This is a genomic window from Streptococcus saliviloxodontae (genome assembly GCF_016908655.1).
Classification (GTDB): Bacteria; Bacillota; Bacilli; order Lactobacillales; family Streptococcaceae; genus Streptococcus; species Streptococcus saliviloxodontae.
Genome location: NZ_JAFBEI010000010.1, coordinates 16,648 through 39,791, shown reverse-complemented (window position 1 = coordinate 39,791; position 23,144 = coordinate 16,648). Strand labels below are relative to the sequence as shown.

At 37.2% G+C, this 23,144-nt stretch carries 18 protein-coding genes, 4 tRNA genes and 1 other annotated feature; of the genes, 10 read left to right on the top strand and 12 right to left on the bottom strand.

What is annotated here, in order from left to right:
* Positions 1 to 179: 179 nt before the first annotated feature.
* The 6 genes from ychF to JOC31_RS03310 form a co-directional block, all read right to left on the bottom strand.
* Positions 180 to 1,295, bottom strand: a complete 1,116-nt coding sequence (gene ychF, locus JOC31_RS03335; RefSeq protein ID WP_205008751.1) for a redox-regulated ATPase YchF — start codon at positions 1,293 to 1,295, stop codon at positions 180 to 182.
* Positions 1,296 to 1,613: 318 nt separating this feature from the next.
* Positions 1,614 to 1,805 carry a DUF951 domain-containing protein gene (locus JOC31_RS03330; protein ID WP_205016767.1) on the bottom strand — a complete coding sequence of 64 codons (192 nt, stop codon included), beginning with the start codon at positions 1,803 to 1,805 and terminating at the stop codon, positions 1,614 to 1,616.
* Positions 1,806 to 1,959: 154 nt separating this feature from the next.
* Complete coding sequence (gene dnaN, locus JOC31_RS03325) at positions 1,960 to 3,096, bottom strand: DNA polymerase III subunit beta (RefSeq protein WP_205016766.1); 1,137 nt, start codon at positions 3,094 to 3,096, stop codon at positions 1,960 to 1,962.
* Positions 3,097 to 3,253: 157 nt separating this feature from the next.
* Positions 3,254 to 4,618 (bottom strand): chromosomal replication initiator protein DnaA, encoded by a 1,365-nt coding sequence (gene dnaA, locus JOC31_RS03320; protein ID WP_205016765.1) that lies wholly within the window; start codon positions 4,616 to 4,618, stop codon positions 3,254 to 3,256.
* A 203-nt stretch (positions 4,619 to 4,821) separates the two neighbouring features.
* Positions 4,822 to 5,592, bottom strand: a complete 771-nt coding sequence (locus JOC31_RS03315) for a ParB/RepB/Spo0J family partition protein (RefSeq protein ID WP_205016764.1) — start codon at positions 5,590 to 5,592, stop codon at positions 4,822 to 4,824.
* Positions 5,593 to 5,674: 82 nt separating this feature from the next.
* On the bottom strand, positions 5,675 to 6,910 hold the full coding sequence (locus JOC31_RS03310; protein ID WP_205016763.1) for a trypsin-like peptidase domain-containing protein: 1,236 nt from the start codon (positions 6,908 to 6,910) through the stop codon (positions 5,675 to 5,677).
* A gap of 208 nt (positions 6,911 to 7,118) precedes the next feature.
* Between JOC31_RS03310 and rlmH the strand changes: the two genes are divergently transcribed.
* Entirely contained in the window at positions 7,119 to 7,598 is a 480-nt protein-coding gene (rlmH, locus tag JOC31_RS03305; RefSeq protein WP_205016762.1) for a 23S rRNA (pseudouridine(1915)-N(3))-methyltransferase RlmH, read from the top strand.
* Positions 7,599 to 7,669: 71 nt separating this feature from the next.
* On the top strand, positions 7,670 to 8,344 hold the full coding sequence (locus JOC31_RS03300) for a YoaK family protein (protein ID WP_205016761.1): 675 nt from the start codon (positions 7,670 to 7,672) through the stop codon (positions 8,342 to 8,344).
* Between the two features lie 351 nt (positions 8,345 to 8,695).
* Here the strand turns inward: JOC31_RS03300 and JOC31_RS03295 are convergent.
* Positions 8,696 to 8,769: transfer RNA gene (locus JOC31_RS03295), tRNA-Arg, on the bottom strand.
* Positions 8,770 to 9,030: 261 nt separating this feature from the next.
* Here JOC31_RS03295 and JOC31_RS03290 point away from each other — a divergent pair.
* The 3 genes from JOC31_RS03290 (at position 9,031) to JOC31_RS03280 (ending at position 9,344) form a co-directional block, all read left to right on the top strand.
* Positions 9,031 to 9,102 (top strand) — tRNA-Glu (locus JOC31_RS03290).
* 49 nt (positions 9,103 to 9,151) lie between these two features.
* Positions 9,152 to 9,223 (top strand) — tRNA-Glu (locus JOC31_RS03285).
* A gap of 49 nt (positions 9,224 to 9,272) precedes the next feature.
* A tRNA-Glu gene (locus tag JOC31_RS03280) sits at positions 9,273 to 9,344 on the top strand.
* A 152-nt stretch (positions 9,345 to 9,496) separates the two neighbouring features.
* On the opposite strand, the gene JOC31_RS03275 is transcribed toward JOC31_RS03280, so the two are convergent.
* From JOC31_RS03275 to JOC31_RS03265, 3 genes are all read right to left on the bottom strand, one after another.
* Complete coding sequence (locus JOC31_RS03275) at positions 9,497 to 12,091, bottom strand: YfhO family protein (RefSeq protein WP_205016760.1); 2,595 nt, start codon at positions 12,089 to 12,091, stop codon at positions 9,497 to 9,499.
* A 48-nt stretch (positions 12,092 to 12,139) separates the two neighbouring features.
* Positions 12,140 to 13,762, bottom strand: coding sequence for an ATP-binding cassette domain-containing protein (locus JOC31_RS03270; RefSeq protein WP_205016759.1), 1,623 nt, complete (start codon positions 13,760 to 13,762; stop codon positions 12,140 to 12,142).
* Between the two features lie 69 nt (positions 13,763 to 13,831).
* Positions 13,832 to 14,704, bottom strand: coding sequence for a YitT family protein (locus tag JOC31_RS03265; RefSeq protein ID WP_205016758.1), 873 nt, complete (start codon positions 14,702 to 14,704; stop codon positions 13,832 to 13,834).
* A gap of 108 nt (positions 14,705 to 14,812) precedes the next feature.
* Positions 14,813 to 15,030 (top strand) — a binding site (T-box leader).
* Between the two features lie 113 nt (positions 15,031 to 15,143).
* Between JOC31_RS03265 and trpS the strand changes: the two genes are divergently transcribed.
* The 3 genes from trpS to JOC31_RS03250 all read left to right on the top strand — a co-directional run bounded on the left by trpS (position 15,144) and on the right by JOC31_RS03250 (position 18,841).
* On the top strand, positions 15,144 to 16,166 hold the full coding sequence (trpS, locus tag JOC31_RS03260) for a tryptophan--tRNA ligase (RefSeq protein WP_205016757.1): 1,023 nt from the start codon (positions 15,144 to 15,146) through the stop codon (positions 16,164 to 16,166).
* A gap of 344 nt (positions 16,167 to 16,510) precedes the next feature.
* On the top strand, positions 16,511 to 17,992 hold the full coding sequence (gene guaB / locus JOC31_RS03255) for an IMP dehydrogenase (protein WP_205016756.1): 1,482 nt from the start codon (positions 16,511 to 16,513) through the stop codon (positions 17,990 to 17,992).
* Between the two features lie 150 nt (positions 17,993 to 18,142).
* Positions 18,143 to 18,841 carry a helix-turn-helix domain-containing protein gene (locus tag JOC31_RS03250; RefSeq protein WP_205016755.1) on the top strand — a complete coding sequence of 233 codons (699 nt, stop codon included), beginning with the start codon at positions 18,143 to 18,145 and terminating at the stop codon, positions 18,839 to 18,841.
* Between the two features lie 176 nt (positions 18,842 to 19,017).
* On the opposite strand, the gene recF is transcribed toward JOC31_RS03250, so the two are convergent.
* The gene (recF, locus tag JOC31_RS03245) at positions 19,018 to 20,112 is read right to left on the bottom strand and encodes a DNA replication/repair protein RecF (protein WP_205016754.1); all 1,095 of its coding nucleotides are present in this window, start codon (positions 20,110 to 20,112) and stop codon (positions 19,018 to 19,020) included.
* Between the two features lies 1 nt (position 20,113).
* The gene (yaaA, locus tag JOC31_RS03240; RefSeq protein ID WP_205016753.1) at positions 20,114 to 20,500 is read right to left on the bottom strand and encodes a S4 domain-containing protein YaaA; all 387 of its coding nucleotides are present in this window, start codon (positions 20,498 to 20,500) and stop codon (positions 20,114 to 20,116) included.
* A gap of 85 nt (positions 20,501 to 20,585) precedes the next feature.
* On the opposite strand from yaaA, the gene yfmF reads away from it, so the two are divergent.
* Entirely contained in the window at positions 20,586 to 21,833 is a 1,248-nt protein-coding gene (gene yfmF / locus JOC31_RS03235) for an EF-P 5-aminopentanol modification-associated protein YfmF (RefSeq protein ID WP_205016752.1), read from the top strand.
* Positions 21,834 to 23,108 (top strand): EF-P 5-aminopentanol modification-associated protein YfmH, encoded by a 1,275-nt coding sequence (gene yfmH, locus JOC31_RS03230; protein WP_205016751.1) that lies wholly within the window; start codon positions 21,834 to 21,836, stop codon positions 23,106 to 23,108.
* The last annotated feature ends 36 nt before the right edge of the window (positions 23,109 to 23,144 follow it).

Below are 23,144 nucleotides of genomic sequence, written 5' to 3'. Positions count from 1 at the left end.
TCAAAAGGTTTGGGAAACCTTTTGAGGTTGCAAATAAAATCAAGCGCAGTTTGATGTCAAAGTAGGGCTGTAAGAGTTGATTTATCAACGAATTAGAGTCCTCTCAACCACTGCGTCTTCAAAATAACAGGGTAAACAATAAGAAGCTCAGGACTTTTGTCCTAGCCTCTTTCCTTGTCTTAAACATTGAAACGGAATTCCATGATGTCGCCATCTTGGACAACGTATTCCTTACCTTCTTCACGGAGACGACCTGCCTCTTTAACTGCTTTTTCTGAACCGTATTGCACCAAATCATCGTATGACATGGTTACTGCACGGATAAAGCCTCGCTCAAAATCTGAGTGGATAATACCAGCTGCTTGAGGAGCCTTGATGCCACGTTTGAAGGTCCAAGCACGTACCTCTTTCTCACCAGCAGTAAAGTAAGTTCCTAGACCAAGCAAGTGATAAGCTGCGCGTGTTAATTTGTCCACACCAGACTCTGTCAAGCCGAGGTCTTCCAAGAACATTTCCTTATCTTCATCATCAAGCTCTGAAATTTCTTCTTCAGCACGAGCTGAAATGACTACTACCTCTGCATTTTCAGTTGCAGCAAAGTCACGGATTTGCTTCACATAAGAGATATCATCTGGATCAGCAACCTTATCTTCATCGACATTCGCCACATAAAGAACTGGCTTAGTTGTCAAAAGGAAGAGACCTTTAACCACTGCCTGCTCTTCTGGGGTAAAGTCAATGGTACGAGCCGATTTACCATCTTCAAGAACTGGTTTGATTTTTTGAAGCACGTTAAATTCTGCGACAGAATCTTTATCCTTTTGCGTACGAGCCATCTTCTCAACACGCGCATAACGTTTGTTAATAGAATCAAGGTCAGCTAAAATCAACTCAAGATTGATGGTATCGATATCCGCCATAGGATCAACAAAGGCGTCTTCACGACCTTGCTCACGCATAACATTTTCATCGTCAAAAGCACGTACCACGTGAACAATAGCATCCACTTCACGGATATTAGCCAGAAATTTATTGCCAAGGCCTTCTCCTTTTGAAGCCCCCTTAACGATACCTGCAATATCGGTAAATTCAAAAGTCGTTGGAACAGTTTTCTTAGGGGTGATGAGCTCAGTTAATTTAGTCAAACGCTCATCTGGCACTTCAACCATCCCTACATTGGGATCAATCGTTGCGAAAGGATAGTTAGCAGCTTCCGCTCCTGCTTTTGTAATTGCATTAAAAAGAGTTGATTTACCAACGTTCGGCAAACCAACGATACCTGCTGTTAAAGCCATCTATGTTAGTCTCCATAAAAATTATTCAATTATACCCATTATATCAAAAACTTTAAGAAAAAGCTTGCAACTTATTGCCCTAAAAAAGAAAAGCTCCTAACCCAAGAGATAAAAAATAATAACAGATACTAATACTCTGAAATCAAATCACTGAGAATAGCTAGACCATCCCTCCTTTTATATTTTCCGGTCTCAGGATTGATGACATACTATCGACCTTTTAATACTCATCCTCTTCTGTTTCTAAGCTTATTGTAACCTTTGTCAGAGCTTGCTAACTAGCGCTTTTAGTACCAACTGTTGGCTGCAAAGCTGTTCTTATAGGATTTTCTTAAGTTTCCTTTCAAAGTCATAACGACTCATCATAACCACGTGCTCACAATTAGTACAGCGAATCTTAATGTCAGCACCGACACGAATAACTTCCCATTTATTTGCCTTTTTTCCTGTAGATTTGATAAGACAGGCATGTGGCTTTTTCATTTCAACTAAAGTTCCAATCTCGTACATGATCTCCTCCAAAATATTAGATGTCTTAACTAACTGATCCCTCAATTTTTTGATACTACTTGAGATAAGCTATTATCTCTACATGACTTTATTATAGCATAAGCACCTGTTTATAAAAATAAAATAGAAAAAAGTTATCCACAGTGGATAACTTTTAGTTTGTACGTACAGGAGTGATCAATTGAATAAAGTTCTCGCTATCATTACCTGGCGTCAATGTAAATGGACGAACTGGTGATAAGAAACGCACCACCACTGTCTCACTTTTCAGAGCTTTTAGGGCCTCGATTAAGTAGGTTGGGTTAAAGCTAATCGTTAGATCTGCTCCTTCTACAGCATTGACATCTAGTTCTTCGTTTACTTTACCAACCTCAGGTGAGTTAACATGGGCGCTTACCTGACCATTTGTGATTTCTAGTTTTACGGTACCGTTTTGAGTAGCATTTGAGATTAAGAAAGCACGTTCCATTGCAGAGCGAAGAGACTGAGTATTGAAAATCGCCTCTGTTTCAAAATTAGACATTAATAGACGATCTGTATCTGGATAGGTTCCTTCAAGTAAACGTGTATAAAACGAAATATGGTCACTTCTAAATAGCAACTGGCTTGGTGAAAAGAATATTTCAACTGTTTCGACCTCATCTGAAAAAACAGCTGAGAATTCACGCAATGATTTACTTGGTAAAACCACATCAAAATTATCAGTCATATTTTCCAAAGTTAATTGACGTTGACTCATACGGTGTGAATCTGTTGCGACAGCTTTAAAGTCTTTATTATTAGTTAAAACAAGGTGAACACCTGTTAAAATTGGGCGACTTTCCTGGGTTGAAGCTGCGAAAGCTGTTTCAGAAATTAAATTCTTCAATACCTTAGTTTCCATTACAAGAGGGTTACTTGTTGAAACTTCTTGAATACGTGGGTAATGATCAACATCTTTTCCTTTCAAAGTAATCTCTGATTTACCACTTTTAAGTAAAATTTGATGTTGTTCAATTTCCTCAAAGTCAACTGTTACATCAGGTAGGCTTGAGACGATATTAATAAAGAAGCTAGCTTCTAGTAAAACAGCACCAGGTGAAGTAATGAGAAGACCTGCGTTCTCATTAGCAACTGAGATGAAGTTTTCAATGGAAATTTGACCATTTGAACCAGTTAAAGTAACACCATTAGCGGCTACTTCAATTTTTATTGTTGATAAAATAGGAATAGCATTTTTACTTGAGATAGCTCTTTTAGTTGCATTTAAGGCTTGTAGGAATAATGGTTTATTAATTGAAAATTTGAGCATGTAAACTCCTTATTAGTTTATAAGTATAATATATAGTATTAGTATTAGGCACTGTTTATAGTGTGGATAAGTCTAAAATCTTTAGATTTGTCCTGAGTTTCAACATGTGGATAAGTTGTGCATAACCGCTTCTCTTTTGTGAGACTTATCCACATGTCTATTTGATTTTATTTTTAATACTTTCAATTTCAATACGAAGACTGTCGTCCTGTGCAATCATATTTTTGATTTTATTATAGGCATGTAAGACTGTCGAGTGGTCACGACCTCCAAACTCTTTACCAATTTTAGGGAGGGAGTTGTCAGTCATCTCACGTGCGAGATACATCGCAACTTGTCTAGCTAAGACAATATTCTGAGTTCGCTTAGTTGCTTTTATTTCTTTTATGGTGACATCATAGAATTTGCCAACCTGTGCTTGAATATCTTCAATAGGAATGATGGTCAGTTGTGGCTCATCTTTTTTTCGAGCTCTGATGGCCTCAGCAGCGACTTCAACTGTGATGCTTTCAAGTTGTTTAAAATTTGCAACAAGGTTAATATCTTTGAGTGCACCTTCAAGATCTCGAACGTTGCTATCAAATTGACCAGCAAGGTATTCAATTGTTTCAGCAGGAAAATGGTAAGGATAATCTTGTATTTTATTGGTTAAAATAGCAACTCGAGTTTCGAAGTCTGGTGGTGTAATATCAACGGTTAGTCCCCACTTAAAGCGCGTGACAAGACGTTCCTCCAAATCATTTAAGTGATCTGGATTTCGGTCACTGGTTAGGACAATTTGTTTATTACGAGAGTGCAGTTCATTAAAGGTATCAAAAAATTCTTGTTGAATTCCCCCGCTTGTTGTCTTTTTAGGAAGAGACTGGATGTCGTCAATAAGTAGGACATCCAAGGTACGAAATTCATTTTTTAATTCATCTAGGCTATTAAGTCTGAGATGTTTAGTAAATGAATTCATAAAATTTTCAGCTGTAATATAGCGAATACGAGCTTTCGGGTTATCTGTTAAAATAGCATTTCCAATAGCATTTAGTAAGTGTGTCTTGCCGAGTCCAGGACCTCCATAAATAAATAGAGGATTGTAGGTCGTACCAGGAGATTCAGCAACGGCCATCGATGCAGCAACAGCCCAGCGGTTTTCATCTCCTTGGACAAAATTCTTAAAGTTATACTTTGAATTGATATTTGATAGGTTTTCTTGAGGTGGTAAGGCTTGTGAAAGAGCCACCTCTTTTTCTTCAGTGAGTTGGGTATTTGTTTCTGCGATGGATTCGGCATCAAAGATGTATCTGGCTAGAATTTCGGCATCGTAAATCTCAAAACCTGCTGTTAAAGTGAACTGTGTTAAGTTTTCACGCCAAAACACTTCTTTAATATCGGAGTCAAGAAGAATAGTCGCCACTTTATTTTCAATTTTTAGTAACTTTGCATCAGACACAAAAAAGTCAAAAGTCGTTTGACTTAAGTGATTATGTGCTAATTCTAGGACCCGGTTCCAAAAAATGGTTTCCTTATCCGTCATTTTATCTCCTTTATTTGATTTTCTAGTATAGCAATTTTAACATAAAACAAAAAAGTTTTCCACAAGTTTTTAGAAAAGAATCCACACTGTTAATAAAAGTTTTCCACAACCTGTGGATATAAAGAAAACCCCTATTAATATCAGGGGTTTTTACTGGTTTAATATGTGGATAATCGTGTTTCACTTTATAAAGTTTCCACAAGTTATAAAATCTTGTTGATAAGTCTGTGGAACTCTTCGTCATCAGCAAATTGAATAATCAGTTGTCCTTTTCCTGATTTTGAGTAACTTATCTTGGAGCTTAGTCCGAGAGCTTGGCTAATACGTTCTTCTTGTTCAATAGTGTAAATAGACTTGTTTCGTTTACGGGATGTTTTTGTTTTATGTTTGATAAGTTTTTCTAATTGATGAACACTAAGTTGTTTTTGCTTTATTTCATCTAACCACAGGATTTGTTTTTCTGTTTCTTTTAAAGATAATAAGAGCCTAGCGTGTCCTTGAGTGATTTGCCTGACTTCTAAAGCTTTTTGTAATTGTATTGGGAGATTGAGTAGTCTGAGACTGTTACTAATATAAGGACGTGACTTCCCCATTGCGACTGCAATATCCTCGTGGGTCATTTTGGTTTTGTCGATTAAAGCTTTATAAGATCGCGCTTCTTCAATTGGATTTAAGTCACTTCGTTGCAAATTTTCAATGATTGCATTTCTCATGCTTTCGCTATCTGTCATTGGTTTGATAACGGCTAATATATTAGATAGTCCAGCCATTTTTGTGGCTCTAAGCCGTCTTTCACCAGCAACTAACTCGTATCCAAATATACTCGACGGTCGTACTATGATAGGTTGGATTAAGCCGTTCTGTTTGATGGACTGGGCAAGTTCTTCTAGTTCCTCAGGGTTAAAGTGTTGCCTTGGTTGAAATGGATTGGGACTGATGTCATTGATAGCGATCAGTTTGATTGTATCATTCATGATATTCATACTCCAGAGTAGATGATAGACTAAAACTAGCCTTACAGAGTATTGTAAGGCTAGTTTTATAAGTTTGTCAAATTTACTGAGCTTGGGAGAGGTCTTCAGTTGTTTTAGTTAATTTGATAGTAGTTGTTTTTTCTTCAGTACCTCTATAGAATGTAATCTTGATGGAATCTCCAGTACTATGACCATAAAGGATACTTTGAAGGTCTGCAGTAGACGTTACTTCTTTTCCATCAACAGCTGTGATGACATCGTATTGTTTTAGATTGCCGTCTGCAGGCATATTGTCTTGTACAGAAGCTACGACTACACCAGATGTAATGCTTGATGGAATATTTAACTGAGAGATATCATTTGTTGAAAGATCGCTGAGATTAGCCATAGAGATTCCCAGTGCAGGTCGTGTAACTGACCCATTCTTTTCAAGTTGATTTATAATTTTTATAACATCATTTGAAGGGATTGCAAACCCCATACCTTCTACAGATTCCCCAGAGCTATCAGAGGTTGATGAAATCTTACTTGAGTTAATACCGATGACCTGTCCTTCAATATTAATCAAAGCACCACCTGAATTTCCTGGGTTGATAGCTGCATCAGTTTGAATGGCATTGGTAGAAACAGTTTGACCACTATCGTTGGTCATTGTAACTGTACGGCTGAGACTTGAGACAATTCCTTGAGTAACAGAGTTAGCGTATTCTGTTCCAAGTGGGCTACCAATAGCGATAGCAGTTTCACCTACTGTTAATTTATCTGAATCAGCAAAGTCGGCAACAGTTGTGACTTTATCAGATGAGATTTTAACAACAGCGATATCAGAATAAGTATCTGAACCAACTAGTTCGCCGACAACTTTAGTACCATCAGCTAGCATAATTTCAATTTGTTTTGCTCCCTCGATAACGTGAGTATTTGTTACCAGGTAAGCATTCTTACCGTCTTTTTTGTAAATAACGCCAGATCCCTCACTATAGACAGATAGTTCGCTAGAATCAGATTTATTATTTTCTGATTGCCCAAACATTTGAGAATAAATTGTATTTTGTGATGATCCTGTAGACTGATAGTTAATAACAGATACAACAGCGTTTTGAACCGTTTTAACTGCTTCGGTTGTATCTGTTTTATTAGAGTAAGTTACTTTACTTGTGGTTGTTTGACTATTAGACCCGCTGATATTACTTACTAGAATTCCATTAGCCTTTAAAATGATAAGGGCACCCAGGACTCCTCCAATTACACTAATTAAAATGGTAAGAAGTAATTTTGTCCAATTCTGTGATATTTTTGGTAGCTTTACTTGTTTCACTATTAAATTCCTCCTATTTTCTCTGATATCTTAGATAATCATACTTAAATATACCTTAAAAGTAAAGGAAATAAAGTAATCCACAACCTGTGGAAAACTTTAACTTGTTGGTGGATATCCAGTTAATAACAGGATTTCAAAGGACTTGTTTAGTTTTTTACATGTGGATAAGGTGTGAAAAAAGATGTGGATATGTTATAATAAGGTCATGAAAGTCACACTAATTACAGTTGGAAAATTAAAAGAGAAATATCTGAAAGATGGGATTGCAGAGTATAGCAAACGTCTTAGCCGTTTTACTAAGTTAAATCAGATAGAATTGGTGGATGAAAAAACTCCGGATAATGCTAGCCTAGCTGAAAACCAGAAAATCATGGAAAAGGAAGCCAAACGTATCTTATCAAAGATTCCAGAGCGTTCGTTTGTTGTTGTTTTAGCAATTGAAGGGAAAGAGCTCAGTTCAGAAAAATTCAGTCAGCTATTGGATCAAACGACAGTAAGAGGTTTTTCAGAAATTACATTCATTATTGGAGGAAGTTTAGGGCTGTCTCCAAAAGTAAAAGAACGGGCTGATATATTGATTAGCTTTGGACGTTTAACCCTGCCTCATCAGTTGATGAAATTAGTCTTGGTAGAACAGATTTATCGTGCTTTTATGATTAAACAGGGTAGTCCGTATCACAAATAGAAGATTCAAAGGATTCCGATAATATCGGTTCCTTTGTTTCGTTTATGGAACAGATGGGAGGTTTTAATACAATGACACGTAAAAATTATCGTATTTTTGAAGGTTTGCGTATAGCAGTACCACTTACTTTCATTAGTGGTTTTTTAAATGCATTTACCTTTGTGACCCAAGGGAGACGTTTTGCGGGAGTTCAGTCAGGAAATGTGATTTCCTGGGCTTACTATCTTGCAATGGGAAACTACGTTCAAGTGGTTCAATTTACAGTTCCAATCGTCTTCTTTGCTTTGGGTCAGGTATTTACCTACTTGGCCAAGCGTTGGTTTGATGAAACACATCATTTTTGGCATTTCGGATCGAGCCTCATATTAACGATTATTACAATTTTTACGGCTACTATTACTCCATTTGTTTCAGAGTATTACACCAATGCTCTAGTAGCTTTTGTGGCATCTATTCAAGTCGAGACATTTCAAAAAATTCATGGTGCTCCCTATGCCAGTGTGATGATGACAGGAAATGTAAAAAATGCAGCTCGCTTATATTTTAAAGGAGTTTATGAACACAATAAGGAATTTAGAGAGCAAGGACGTCATATTTTTGTTATCATAGCAAGTTTTGCGACAGGTGTTTATGTCTCTACTCGTCTATCTTATCATTTTGGTGAGTTTACACTATGGTTTGCCTTAATTCCTTTATTGCTCGTGAATTATCTTTTGTGGGTTGAGAAAAGAAGTTTAGGATATTAGAAAAGTTCCTCCATAAACTTGACTATATCAAGAGATAGTAGGATGTAATGTTGCGATAATCATTAGCAGCGATTTTTCATAAAAGGTTACTGAAGCTTACGATCTATCTCTGAGTTGAGAAATTTAGTGTTGGAATCTTTTTTAAACTATTTAAAATCAAAAAAGAGCTTGATAATATAGACTCTTTAGTATTATCAAGCTCTTTTATATTTTGTAGACTAATTTTAGAAGTAAATAGTTGTGGCCGTAAAGGAGTATCTATTTGTGAATTTAGCTATGTTATCAAAAAGCACCCCAACGATTAGATAGGATATCTAAGTTTTGGAGTGCAATTTCACAGTAAAAAATAAATGATCCCAGCAGGATTCGAACCTGCGACCGTTCGCTTAGAAGGCGAATGCTCTATCCAGCTGAGCTATGAGACCATTACTCAGTTATTTTAACAAAGTAAGATATAACTGTCAATACAAATTCATTATTAGTGCAAGAAGGATAAGTATAAAATTTATTGGTAGCAAATTATCTACATAGAGCACTGGATTTAGAATTTATTCGAGAGTCATTAGTCCCTAATTGTACGTTAAAGTAGATTTTACAGACAGAGGAGTAAAAATTTTAAAAAAAGTTAGTCAAAATACTAGACAAAATGAAATAATTTGATAAAATAATAAGAGTCTTATGATTATGGTCCGTTGGTCAAGGGGTTAAGACACCGCCTTTTCACGGCGGTAACACGGGTTCGAATCCCGTACGGACTATAACTTTAATTAAATAGCAATGACTAAACTAATTGAAAGTTAATTTCATGGTCCGTTGGTCAAGGGGTTAAGACACCGCCTTTTCACGGCGGTAACACGGGTTCGAATCCCGTACGGACTATAACTTTAATTAAATAGCAATGACTAAACTAATTGAAAGTTAATTTCATGGTCCGTTGGTCAAGGGGTTAAGACACCGCCTTTTCACGGCGGTAACACGGGTTCGAATCCCGTACGGACTATTCTATTATCGTGAAAAAATGAGTGAACTTTAGTTCACTCATTTTTTGTTCTATTGTAGTTATTTTAAAAGCTCTAAGCTATTCTTGACAAGAGTCGTGATAACTTAGAGATATTTGGTCACTAAAGTAAAGGATGGGCTAGCTTTAAAAGCTCATCTGAGGTTGTTGATTTTCTTTTTAGTACGCGTGTGTCTTCGGTAAATGTAAAAGCTACCGATACCTAATGCTGATAGTCCTATTCCTAACTTAAATCCGCTTGGAATAAAGGATAGTGTTACCTCTCCTTGGCCAGATGATAGATCAACTGCCATGAATCCGTTTTGAACCTTACGAATAGGGATTTTTTTCCCATTGAGAGTGGCTGTCCAACCTTTATCGTAAGGGAGAGTAAATACAAGTGATGACTTATGATCTGTTTTATACTTAGCTAACACGTGATTATTTTTAGTTGATACGGAGACTGTTTGACTAGTTATTTTTGACATAGCTTTCTGATAACTCTCTATATTGAGAGCATAGAAGTGTGGTGTATCAAAAGAAACATGATTATTGCCTGCAAATCGAAGTGTAACAGTAGTTTCTTGTTGATCAGTAAACTGTCCTATATTGAAAAAATTATAGGCGTTATCAGTGGTGAATTGACTTGTTACCCCATTTACTGTGATTTGGACATTTTCTTGTGATGTATTGCCGAATGTGAGGTTGGGGATAGTAACGTATACTTGGGAATTAGCAGGAATCGTCACTTTGTATTCAGCACTTGTTCCAGCAGAGTTAGTATTAGTTAGGTTGACATGATTATTGATAGATAGGTTAGAATTGAGTAGCTGGCTTTCTAGACGACTGTAGTAAACTTCGTTTAGACCAGTTAATTGATTAATAAAATGCTCTTGATTATCTAACGTGTTGACAGTGAAGTTGACATCTTTGTAAACTTTATCAGTTAGTATAGCCAGTTGCGCAGCATATTTGTTTTGATAAAGGCTATCATTATCTTGAGAATCTGATAGTGTGAAGCCAAACTTATGAGGATCATCAGTTGTTATGTTATATTTAACAGCAAACAGACTATCCATAAGAATTGTATTATTCTGATACCGAAGATTAAGGTTAGTACCAACAGATTTGTAACCAAGTTGGTCAAGTGTACTGGAAGAGCTTGTATTTCGAACAGAAGAAAACTGAGAAATTCCATTGAAATTGTATTTCATGCTATCATTACCAGTTTGGGGCTCTACCCTCTCCATGCGAAAGAAGGTTTGATTTTGTGATTTAGCTGTTTGAACAAAATTTTCTATAGCGGACAAGTGGCTCTCATACCCCTCTCGTGTAGGAAAAACCCACTCTTGATTGAGGGATGTGATTTGGTAAAAAGAGTTGATGCTAGTTTCAAATACTGTAAAGATAAGTGTAAAGGAAATGACTAAGGAATAAGTTAATTGTTTCTTTGTAAAACTGATAAAAATGACAGCATAGGCTATCAGGAAAGCGAAGCTGATTAAGGCTTTATCTAAGTCAATGTAATCATAGTGGGTATGAAAGAGAAGTGTCAGAGAAAATCCTAAAAATAAAGTTCCTATTGAAAAAAGGTATTGCTTCCATGAAATCGTAGCGACTCGCGATAAAGTTTCTGCTGCTAATAGAATAACTAAAAAGGAAAATAGCCAAGCATAGCGATGAAGAAACATATTGGGCGTGTGCATTCCTTGCCAAAGTAAATCTAGAGGCTGGAGATAGAAACTAGCGATTAGGATAACGACCAAGATAGCATAGGCACTTCGCGTATACCATTTGATTGACGGTAGTGTAAAGAAGATAAGAGAGAACATTAAAGGGAGAATTCCAACATAAATCATAGGAATAGCCCCAAACTTAGTTGTATCGTAAATACCTACCATATTTTTAGCGAAGATGTCTAGGGGAAAAGTATTTTCATTGAACCAACTAGTGATGCTTGATAAGGTTTCTCCATGAGTGGATAAATCTAAGTAAGAAGGTAACAGCATAACAGCTGCCGTTAGTCCAGATGCTAAAGAAATAAAGATAAAGTCCTTTAGTTGTCTAAGTCGATCTTTCCAGCTATTAGGATAAGCTAAGTTAACTAGAAAAAGAAGAGTCAAAAATAGAACTGCCATGTAACCAAAATAATAATTTAAAATGAGTAACAAGCTTAAACTAATATAATAAATTCCAAAGTTTTGTTTCTTTAGTAAGCGATTGAGTCCTAGTATAATAATTGGAAAAATCATGAAAACATCTAGCCACATATTAATTTCAGTTTGGCTAGTCGCAAAACTCATTAGTGCATATGAAGTTGACAGACTAAAGGCAAATGCAGAATGCAGTTTAGGGTAGAGTCTTACCATACTAAAATAGGTTGACAGTCCAATCAAGCCATATTTCAAAATTGTTAGAGTATAGATGCCATCGGGCATAGAGTGTAAATCAAAGAAGTAAACGAGTGGAGATAGGAGTGAGCCAAGGTAGTAGCTGATAAGGGCATAAAAATTAAGTCCCAGACCACTTGTAAAAGTGTAAAAAATGCTATCGCTTCCATGAAGAATATTTCTGAGGGCTTGTGCAAAAATGACGTATTGGTGAAATCCATCGCTAGCTAGAATAGTTCGATCGGATTTCCAACTAATCCCCTGAGAGAATAAGACTGCAGCCATGATGACAACAGGTACCAAAAAACTGACAAGATAGGGAATTAAAAAACGGTAATTACTTTGTATTTTTTTAATCATAAGCATTTATCAATAAAGAGCTGGGATTGTCCCAACTCTTTTTCTTTATTAGTCTTTCCAAAGTGCTTTAACTTTTGCTTGAACCTCTTCATTTTCAAGGAATTCATCGTAGGTTTCATCGATACGGTCGATAACGCCGTTTTTAGAGATAACAACAATGTGGTTAGCAAGTGTTTGGATAAATTCGTGGTCGTGACTGGCAAAGATAATGGACTCTTTGAAGTCTTTAAGACCGTCATTCAAACTTGAGATAGACTCCAAGTCCAAGTGGTTAGTAGGGTCATCAAGAACGAGAACATTTGATTTCAAAAGCATGAGTTTTGAAAGCATAACACGCACTTTTTCTCCACCTGACAAGACGTTGACAGACTTGTTAACTTCATCACCTGAGAAGAGCATGCGACCAAGGAAGCCACGTAGGAAGGTATTATCATCCTCTTCTTTAGCAGCAAACTGACGAAGCCATTCAAGGATAGATTCACCAGAGGCGAAGTCGCGAGTGTTATCTTTTGGAAGGTAAGAACGACTCGTTGTTACACCCCATTTGATGGTTCCTTCGTATTCAATATCATCCATAAGAGCACGCATCAGTGCTGTTGTTTGAATATCATTTTGTCCAATAAAGGCAGTCTTGTCACCTGGACGTAGGATAAAGCTGATGTTATCAAGAACTTTTTCCCCTTCGATAGTGACAGAAAGATTTTCAACAGTTAAAAGGTCATTTCCCATCTCGCGTTCTGCTTTGAAGTTGATGAATGGGTATTTACGACTTGATGGAACAATCTCTTCAAGTTCAATTTTATCAAGCATTTTTTTACGTGAAGTGGCTTGTTTTGATTTTGAAGCATTGGCTGAGAAGCGAGCAACGAATTCTTGTAATTCTTTGATTTTTTCTTCTGCTTTAGCGTTACGGTCAGCCTGCAAACGAGCAGCTAACTCTGATGATTGTTTCCAAAAATCGTAGTTTCCGACGAAGAGTTTGATTTTACCAAAATCAAGGTCAGCCATGTGAGTACATACTTTATTCAAGAAGTGACGGTCATGGGATACGACGATAACGGTATTTTCAAAATCGATAAGGAAATCTTCCAACCAAGTGATGGACTGAATATCCAGACCGTTGGTAGGCTCGTCGAGGAGTAGAACATCTGGTTTACCAAAGAGGGCTTTAGCAAGGAGAACTTTCACCTTATCACCATTAGCCAATTCACTCATGTTTTGGTAGTGGAGGTCTTCTGGGATATTCAAGTTTTGAAGCAATTGTGACGCCTCACTCTCAGCTTCCCAACCACCAAGCTCTGCGAACTGTCCTTCAAGCTCAGCCGCACGAACACCATCTTCATCAGTGAAATCTTCTTTCATGTAGATAGCGTCTTTTTCTTTCATGATGCTGTAAAGCTGCTCATTCCCCATGATAACCACGTCGATAGCACGTTCTTCTTCGTAGTCAAAGTGATTTTGGCGAAGAACAGATAGACGTTCATCTGGACCAAGTGAGACATGACCAGTTGATGGCTCGATATCTCCAGCAAGGATTTTTAAGAACGTTGATTTACCAGCACCGTTGGCACCGATAAGACCATAAGTGTTTCCTGCTGTAAATTTGATGTTAACCTCATCAAAAAGTTTGCGATCGCTAAAACGAAGCGATACATCTGAAACTGTAAGCAATGTTAGTACCTCTTATTATCTATAATATGCTCTTACATTTTACTAGAAAAATTAAGATTTTTCAATGGATTACATTGGTAGAATCAAGTCTTCATCGGCTATTTGATAGTGTTTAGTCAGGCTAAAACCACGTCCGATAACATGTGTTGCAGGGGTGATAATGATAAAGGCAGTTGGGTCAATTTCTTGGATGCTTTTTTCAAAACGAAAGACTTCTCGTGAAGAGATCGTTGTCATCAACATGACTTGCTCTTTACCAGTATAACCTCCTGTGATGGGAATAGCAGAGACACCACGATCCAGTTGACTGGAGATATAGTCTTGGATTTCTCTATACTTCGGAGAAACAATCATCATATTGCGGGCTGACGAAACACCCACTTCCATAATATAGACAGTATATGAAATGATAGTTAGTGCAATGATGGAATACATGACAGTGTCAGCATCAAATACGGTGAATCCCATAGCTACACTAAATCCATCAATGAGTGTCATAGCCAGTGCCAATGATAGTGGGGTGTATTTATGTAAAATTTGAGTGATGATTCCAGTCCCTCCTGTAGAGGAATTTCCCCAGAAAACTAATCCTAATCCTATCCCAACAATAACACCTCCGAATACTGCTGCCAGTAAAGGATTTTCTGTAATAGTCGGTAGACCAGAGGTCAACTTGATACAAATAGGGTAAATCCAAGAACCGTATAAGGTTTTAGCGAAATTTTCTTTCCCTAAAAATAATAAGCAGAGTATTAATAAGGGGATATTGATTAATAGAAGGAAAGTAGAAGGATTCCATCCCCATAGCGCGTGAAAGCTGACAGACAACCCCACCATGCCTCCTGATGTGATATTATTTTCGAGGAACATAGTGTTAAAACCGATAGCAGCAATAAAAGACCCAGTACTAACTAGCAATAGGTTGAGAAAAATTTTGTTCATTTTATAAAACTCTTTCTTTTTATATCCGTTACTATTATGAGCAAAAAACGGTATTTTGGTCAAGTATTTGCGAGTCTTATCTTGACAATACTTATTAAAAATTTTAGAATAAGTGATGTCAGAAGAGTAGTTTTTAGGTTATGGTTCAGAAAGCCAACGGATGCTGTGAGTTGGTCCAAACTAAAGATGAATGGACTGATGTTCCACGTGAAACAAAACAATAAGTTTCAGGTTTAGCACACCATATCGTGCTGTTGAGAGGACAACGGTGTCAATATGTTGTCAATTGAGGTGGTACCGCGTATTTTTGATATAACGCCCTCACATAGCTTAGCTATGTGAGGGATTTTTTTATGTTATAAGATACTGATAAAGAAACCAGAAGGTGTGGAATGAATAGCTACTTATAAAAGAGGATTACTTTAAAGGAGAAAAATAAATGACTAAACCGATTATTTTAACAGGAGATCGCCCAACTGGGAAATTACACCTCGGACATTACGTAGGAAGTCTTAAAAATCGTGTTATTTTACAAAATGAAGGTAGACACGACATGTTTGTTTTTTTGGCAGACCAACAGGCTTTGACTGACCATGCCAAGGATTCAGAAATCATCAAGGAATCTATTGGAAATGTTGCCTTGGATTACTTGTCAGTGGGACTAGATCCTACTAAGTCAACGATTTTTATTCAAAGCCAAATTCCTGAACTGGCTGAATTGACCATGTATTATCTCAATCTCGTCTCAGTTGCTCGTTTGGAACGCAACCCAACGGTGAAGACAGAGATTGCTCAAAAAGGATTTGGAGAATCTATTCCGTCAGGATTCTTAGTTTACCCTGTTTCTCAGGCGGCTGATATCACAGCATTCAAGGCTAACTTTGTTCCCGTTGGAAATGACCAGAAACCGATGATTGAGCAGACACGCGAAATCGTGCGTAGCTTTAACCACACCTACAAGGCAGATATTCTGGTTGAGCCAGAAGGTATTTACCCAGAAAATGAAGCAGCTGGTCGTCTGCCAGGTCTTGACGGTAATGCTAAGATGTCTAAGTCTCTTGGAAACGGTATTTTCTTGTCTGACGATGCGGATACGGTTCGTAAAAAAGTTATGAGTATGTATACTGACCCAAATCATATCCGTGTGGAAGATCCCGGTCAGATTGAAGGTAACATGGTTTTCCACTACCTTGATATTTTTGGTCAGGAAGAGGATAAAGCTGAGATCGAAGCCATGAAAGAGCACTACCAACGCGGTGGACTAGGTGATGTCAAAACCAAACGTTATCTTTTGGAGATTTTGGAGCGTGAGTTGGCACCAATCCGTGAACGTCGCCTAGAGTACGCTAAGGATATGGGAGAAGTCTTCCGCATGCTTGAAAAGGGTAGCGAAGCTGCTCGTCAAGTAGCAGGTCAAACGCTTTCAGATGTCAAAGCTGCAATGGGGATCAATTATTTCTAAACGTTTAAAAGTGCAACTGTTCAAGGTTGCGCTTTTCTTTTAGCATTCTATTGTCTTGGTCCTTTTCTACACCGATTTATGTGAACGGAGTAGTCATTTTACTTGTATTTGCTTTACTAATAAAATCAGAATTCTCGAAAAATTCTATCTTTTATTGACGTACGTTTTGAACTATTTACCTGTTAATGTTCGCATTTAGGTTGGATAATATTTTAGAAACCAATTTTATTGGTGAAAATGAACAGAATTTATTGACAAATAAAATTAGAGTGATATGATATATAGAAATAAAAAATAAACTGGGTGTTTGTACACTTAATTTTAGAGAAAAGAGGATTATTTTAATGTCAAATTGGGACACTAAATTTTTGAAAAAAGGGTTTACCTTTGATGACGTCTTACTTATTCCAGCAGAAAGCCATGTTCTTCCAAATGATGTTAATATGCAAACAAAATTGGCTAAAAATTTGACATTGAATATTCCGATTATTACGGCAGCCATGGATACTGTAACGGATAGTAAGATGGCGATTTCAATTGCGCGTGCCGGTGGACTTGGTGTTGTTCACAAAAACATGTCTATTGAGCAACAAGCAGAAGAAATCCGTAAGGTAAAACGTTCAGAAAATGGTGTTATTATTGACCCATTCTTCTTGACACCAGAACATAAGGTTTCAGAAGCAGAAGAGTTGATGCAACGTTACCGTATCTCAGGTGTGCCAATTGTTGAAACACTTGAAAACCGTAAATTGGTAGGTATCATTACTAATCGTGATATGCGTTTTATCTCAGATTATGATAGCCCAATTTCAAATCACATGACCAGTGAGGAATTGGTGACAGCTCCAGTTGGAACGGACCTTGAAACAGCGGAGCAAATTTTGCATAAACACCGTATTGAAAAGTTACCTTTGGTTGATGAAAAAGGTCACCTTGCAGGACTTATCACGATCAAAGATATTGAAAAAGTGATTGAGTTTCCAAATGCAGCTAAAGATGAGTTCGGTCGTCTCTTGGTAGCAGGTGCTGTTGGAGTAACTTCAGACACCTTCGACCGTGCAGAAGCCTTGTTTGCAGCAGGTGCTGATGCTATCGTTATCGATACAGCTCACGGTCACTCAGCAGGTGTTCTTCGTAAAATTTCTGAAATTCGTGCTCACTTCCCAGACCGTACCTTGATTGCAGGAAATATTGCGACTGCTGAAGGCGCACGTGCTCTCTACGAAGCAGGTGTTGATGTTGTTAAAGTTGGTATCGGACCAGGTTCAATCTGTACAACTCGTGTCGTGGCAGGTGTCGGTGTTCCTCAAGTGACTGCTATTTACGATGCAGCTAGCGTAGCTCGCGAATATGGTAAAACAATCATCGCTGACGGTGGTATCAAGTATTCTGGAGATATCGTTAAAGCCCTTGCAGCAGGTGGTAATGCTGTTATGCTTGGTTCAATGTTTGCTGGTACAGATGAAGCACCAGGTGAAACCGAAATCTTCCAAGGACGTAAATACAAATCATATCGTGGTATGGGTTCAATTGCAGCCATGAAGAAAGGGTCAAGTGACCGCTACTTCCAAGGTTCTGTCAATGAAGCTAACAAACTTGTTCCAGAAGGAATTGAAGGACGTGTGGCTTACAAAGGTTCAGCAGCCGATATCGTCTTCCAAATGATTGGTGGTATCCGTTCAGGTATGGGTTACTGTGGGGCAGGAACTCTTGAGGAACTTCGTGAAAATGCTCAATTCGTTGAAATGTCAGGAGCAGGACTTAAAGAAAGTCACCCACATGATGTTCAAATCACAAACGAAGCACCAAACTATTCAGTGCATTAAAAATAAGTCTTCCATTAGGATTATGTAGCTAAAAATCAAGAAAATGAGTGTGAGACTATTTTGTCTCACACTCATTTTTGTTTATAAAATTTTAAGTATAGCAGCATCAGATGGGTTGCAAATTTGGCACATCTTTGATACGATATTAGTATGTTAAATTATGGATATTATTTTAAAACTTTGAGGGAATTAAAAGGGTTTAGTCTGGGAAGGCTAGCCAGAGAAGCCAAGCTATCAAAATCCACTTTATCGCGTTTTGAAAATGGTGAGACTCAGTTGGCTTTGGATAAATTTATGCTTGGCTTACAAGGTTTGCAAATTAGTCTATCAGATTTTGAATTTTTCTTGGAGCATCAACAATTACCTGATCAGGAAAATAAAGTTTCCTTGATTGATGACAATTTACTGGATGAGGAAATACCTTCTGCTTTTACAGAAGCAATGACAGTTGTTGATGATTTAGTTGCTAAACAAGATTTAGCTGGTTTGCTCACCTATCAAATGTCTCTGCCAGAAGAGTTGCAATTAGTGAAGGTTATCTGTAAGAAGTCTTTGTTGGACCTTGGTTTGGATATGTTGTTACCAGAAACTGATATTGAGTTTATTTGCTCTTATTTTGATAATCACTCGCTCATAGATGTGGTAGAAGCTAAGGCATTTTTACAATTTTATGACTTACTAGACCCAAATCAAACGCCTGGGATTCACTGCCAGTTGTCCGACATACAACTGAAACAACTGACTTCTAAAGTTGTTATCGATTTAGATCAGGCTTTGAAGGTCAATGATATCGTCAAAGCGAAGTTTCTTTCAGGTTTTTTAAAACAGGTAACTGAAAACAGTAACTGATTGTCATAGGGATAATTTAGATCTGTGACTATAAGTCTAGAAAATTTGTTTACGTTTGAAATAAAAAGATTGAGTTCTGTTTGGTAGAATCTCAATCTTTTTTGCTTTTTAGTGGTTAAGTTACTTGAACCTAGAAACGTAACAGGGTTTACATCTATAATTCATTGATAAGGTTTTCATTGAGGTTCAATGTGTCCTTGAGTGACTGAAAATAGAGAAACTGTATCTGGAATTTTGGTAAGGTGATCAAGGCTAGTCGTGGTCATAAAGGTTTGTACTTGTTCAGCAACGACACTTTCTAATAATTTAGATTGCCTATCATTATCAAGTTCGCTCATGACATCGTCTAGAAGTAAGATAGGATTGTCACCTGTTACAGCTTTAATTAAGGCAATCTCTGACATTTTTAGAGAGAGAATGAGACTCCTCTGTTGTCCTTGACTAGCAAAACTAGCATTCATATCATTGATAAAAAATTGAACATCGTCACGATGAGGACCAATGCTAGTATTTTTTTTGAAGATATCACGTTGTTGATTTTTGGTTAACTGTTGTAAAAAATCAGAGCGAATACTTGCTTTATCAGTGAATGAGACAGATGAGTCATAGGAAATGCTCATATGCTCCAGAGTATATGAAATCATATGGTGACGTTTGTCAGCTTCCAATTCTAGCTGTTGAATGAAGTCGTAACGTTGTTCCATGACACGGCTACCAAAGTCGGCCAGTTGTTCATCTAGAATAGACAGAAAGGTTTTATCGACTTTTTCAGCTGATTTGAGATAAGCATTGCGTTGTTTGAGAACATGATTGTATTGTGAGAGGTCGGAGAGGTAGATAGGTTTGATCTGTCCCAAATCGATATCCAAAAATTTCCGACGTAAACTCGGAGCTCCTTTAACTAATTGTAGGTCTTCGGGAGCAAAAAGGACGACAGTCATGTTTCCAATGTAGTCAGAGAGTCTTGCTTGTTTAAGATGATTAACCTTGGTGATTCTCCCTTGTTCAGCCAATTTGATTTCAAGAGGTACTTTACTATTTTGACGTTGTAGAACTCCTGAAATATCAGCGTCTTTTTGAGAAAAATGAATGAGCTCTTTATCAGAACGTGTGCGATGGCTACGTGTCAAAGCGAGAAAATAGATTGCCTCTAGAATATTTGTTTTTCCTTGTGCATTTTGTCCAAGGAATATGTTCAAACCAGCTGAGAAATTAGCCTGAGCACTTAGGTAATTGCGGTAGTTTTTGAGTTGAATTGATTGCAACCACATATTAAGTTCCTGGGAAACGTACAGGCTTACGCCCTTTGTGACGTGTTTGAGTTGGCATAGCCTTACTTTGATTTTGTTTAGCTTTTTTATTGTCTTGGTTCATTCGTTTGACAATAGCTGCAACTCTCTCTTTTTCAGCAATATCTTCAGCTCGCTCTTGGCGTTCTGCAGCAGTAGGTTCGAGAAGTGTGATAACAATATCATGTTCAGGGAGTTCAATTGTATCTCCAAGGCGAACTTTTTTTCCTCGGCGTTTCTCATCCTCACCGTTAAAAAGAACGGTATTGTTAGCAAGAAAGGCTTTAATGGCTCCACCACTTTGAATAATACGTAAATCTTTTAAGAGTGCTTGTAGGGTAATGTAATCGTCAAATAGTTTGTATTCCATAATTTTCTCCGTTTTGTGATTCAAGTAATTATAGCATAAACATGGTATAATTTTAGCTAATAACACGTTAGATTAAGGAAAAAAGATGAAAATAGTTGAAGGTGTTAACCTCCATGTAATTCCCAGTAAAACATTTAAGACTAATCATATTAAAATTAGATTCTCAGGACTCAAGTCGCAAAACACACTCGCACGTCGTGTTTTAGTAGCTCAAATGTTAGAAGCCGTGTCAGAGCATTATCCTACAACAAAACAGCTCAGAGAACATCTGGCGGATATGTACGGAACAGCATTATCAACGTCCGTGTCAAGTAGAGCTTATATTCATTGCGTTGATGTCAACTTATCGTTTGTTAACGACGGTTACCTTCCGCAGGGAGAGCATTTATTAGACCGTATAACCGACTTGATAGAAGAACTGTTATTTCATCCATTGGTGTCTCTTGAGAGATATCAAACTAGGGCTTTTGATGTTGAAAAGAAAAATCTTATAAATGCGCTTGAAGCAGATAAAGAGGATCACTTCTATATGGCGGATCTTACTTTACAGCAACTATTCTTTAAGGACGATACGATAGCTATGTCAAAATATAGCAAATCAGATCTGGTAGCTGCCGAAGATGCATTCACTGCTTATCAAGAATTTCAGAGGATGATTGACAAGGATCAAATCGATATTTTTGTGTTGGGAGATGTAGATGACTATAAACTATTGCAACGATTACATAAAATGCCCTGGATAGATCGATATATTCAGATTATGCCATATTACTTTCAAGAAAAAAGTAATATTATTTGTGAAAAAGTGGAGAAAAAGTCAACCAATCAAACCATTTTGGAGTTGGGTTATCATTTGCCTATTTCGTATACTGATGAGGACTATGCTAGTTTATTGATTTTTAATGGGCTGTTAGGGGGGTTCTCCCACTCTAAACTATTTAGAAATGTGAGAGAAAAAGAGTCTCTTGCCTATACTATCAGCAGTCGCTATGATGTTCTAACACATTTTTTTACAATATATGCAGGTATCAATAAAGAAAATCGCTCTAAAGCATTGCGCCTAATTAATAAACAATTGCGTGATATGAAGTTAGGACGCTTTACAGCGAAAGAAATCCAAGAAACGAAGTTGATGGTATTAAATGCGATTCAACTATCTCTAGACAATCCACAAACGTTGATTGAAAATGCCTATTATCAAAAGCTCTTTGGGAAAGATTATAGAGATATTACTCAATTAGTAGCAGAAATTGAAATGGTTGACAAGAAAAGCTTGATGGGTGTAGCGAGACAGCTTAGTCTTCAGGCTATCTATTTGATGGAGGGAGAGTAAATGTCTCAATTAAAACAAAAAAGATACCCCAAAATCTCTGAAACCTTGTTTTATCGTCGGTTAGATTGTGGATTGGACATCTATTATCTTCCTAAAGAAGGCTTTCATGAGAGCTATGCTATATTGACAAGTCAATATGGTTCTGTTGACAAGATGTTGACACCTTCTGTCAACGAAAAATTAAGTGGTATCGCACATTTTTTAGAGCATAAACTATTTGAAAACGAAGATGGAAGTGACGTCTTACTACAGTTTACTGAGTTAGGAGCGGAAGCTAATGCTTTTACAAGCTTTGATCGAACCACTTATCTTGTTTCAACAACAAATCAATTGGAGTCTTGCTTATCCTTGCTAATTGATTTTGTTACTAGTCCACATTTTAAAGAAAAGTCTGTTCAACGAGAAGTTGGAATTATAGAACAAGAGATTGATATGTATGCCGATGACGCGGATGACCGCTTATTTTTAGGTATTCGTCAGTCGCTTTACCCAGGTACGGCACTGGCTGATGATATTGCAGGGACGCTTGATGATATACGTCAAGTTACGGCAGAGATTTTACAAGATCACTATAATAGTTTCTATCAAGCAGAGAATCTAACGTTGATAACTGTAGGAAATTTTGATGTGACTGAGATTGACAATTTGGTTGTCAATAGGTTTACAGCTTGTGACTCTTCTACTATTCTAGCACCTAGAACTGAACTTGATTTAAATCCTGTCATGTCGTCTCAAAGCTTGTCAATGGACGTGGCTATGCCTAAATTAGCAGTTGGTTTCAGAGGAAGAGGTATTCCTTTTGGCATGTCAATTCTGGAATACAAACTATCGTTAAGGTTAGTGTTTTCATTGCTGTTTGGTAGTACTTCTGAAACTTATCAAGATTGGTACGATAGTGGTAAGATTGATCAAGCCTTTGATATAGAGCTAGAAGTAACAGATCGTTATCAGTTTGTTATTGTAACACTCGATACATGGGAACCGATTGCTATGGCTAATCGGATTAAGCAAGTTTTGATCAATTTTCAAGAGAATTCGGATGTATCAGAAGAACATCTCAACCGTCTAAAGAGAGAGTATTTAGGGGAGTTCCTAAAAGGATTAGATTCAATTGATACGATAGCTACTCAATTGGCACTCAATAATTTAGATGGTGAAACTTATCTTGATTTTCCGGATTACTTAGAACGTATTAACTTAAAAGTAATTCAAGAAACAGCCTCTAGATTCGTTAGAGAAATGGACGTGTCAGATTTTACAATTTTTCCGAAGTAGATAGGGAAAAAATGATTAAATTTTGATATAATATTG

Excerpts from the sequence above, each read along its gene's own strand:
- ychF (WP_205008751.1), bottom strand. The coding sequence starts at position 1,295 with ATGGCTTTAACAGCAGGTATCGTTGGTTTGCCGAACGTTGGTAAATCA.
- JOC31_RS03330 (WP_205016767.1), bottom strand. The coding sequence starts at position 1,805 with ATGTACGAGATTGGAACTTTAGTTGAAATGAAAAAGCCACATGCCTGT.
- dnaN (WP_205016766.1), bottom strand. The coding sequence starts at position 3,096 with ATGCTCAAATTTTCAATTAATAAACCATTATTCCTACAAGCCTTAAAT.
- dnaA (WP_205016765.1), bottom strand. The coding sequence starts at position 4,618 with ATGACGGATAAGGAAACCATTTTTTGGAACCGGGTCCTAGAATTAGCA.
- JOC31_RS03315 (WP_205016764.1), bottom strand. The coding sequence starts at position 5,592 with ATGAATGATACAATCAAACTGATCGCTATCAATGACATCAGTCCCAAT.
- rlmH (WP_205016762.1), top strand. The coding sequence starts at position 7,119 with ATGAAAGTCACACTAATTACAGTTGGAAAATTAAAAGAGAAATATCTG.
- JOC31_RS03300 (WP_205016761.1), top strand. The coding sequence starts at position 7,670 with ATGACACGTAAAAATTATCGTATTTTTGAAGGTTTGCGTATAGCAGTA.
- JOC31_RS03275 (WP_205016760.1), bottom strand. The coding sequence starts at position 12,091 with ATGATTAAAAAAATACAAAGTAATTACCGTTTTTTAATTCCCTATCTT.
- JOC31_RS03265 (WP_205016758.1), bottom strand. The coding sequence starts at position 14,704 with ATGAACAAAATTTTTCTCAACCTATTGCTAGTTAGTACTGGGTCTTTT.
- trpS (WP_205016757.1), top strand. The coding sequence starts at position 15,144 with ATGACTAAACCGATTATTTTAACAGGAGATCGCCCAACTGGGAAATTA.
- guaB (WP_205016756.1), top strand. The coding sequence starts at position 16,511 with ATGTCAAATTGGGACACTAAATTTTTGAAAAAAGGGTTTACCTTTGAT.
- JOC31_RS03250 (WP_205016755.1), top strand. The coding sequence starts at position 18,143 with ATGTTAAATTATGGATATTATTTTAAAACTTTGAGGGAATTAAAAGGG.
- recF (WP_205016754.1), bottom strand. The coding sequence starts at position 20,112 with ATGTGGTTGCAATCAATTCAACTCAAAAACTACCGCAATTACCTAAGT.
- yaaA (WP_205016753.1), bottom strand. The coding sequence starts at position 20,500 with ATGGAATACAAACTATTTGACGATTACATTACCCTACAAGCACTCTTA.
- yfmF (WP_205016752.1), top strand. The coding sequence starts at position 20,586 with ATGAAAATAGTTGAAGGTGTTAACCTCCATGTAATTCCCAGTAAAACA.
- yfmH (WP_205016751.1), top strand. The coding sequence starts at position 21,834 with ATGTCTCAATTAAAACAAAAAAGATACCCCAAAATCTCTGAAACCTTG.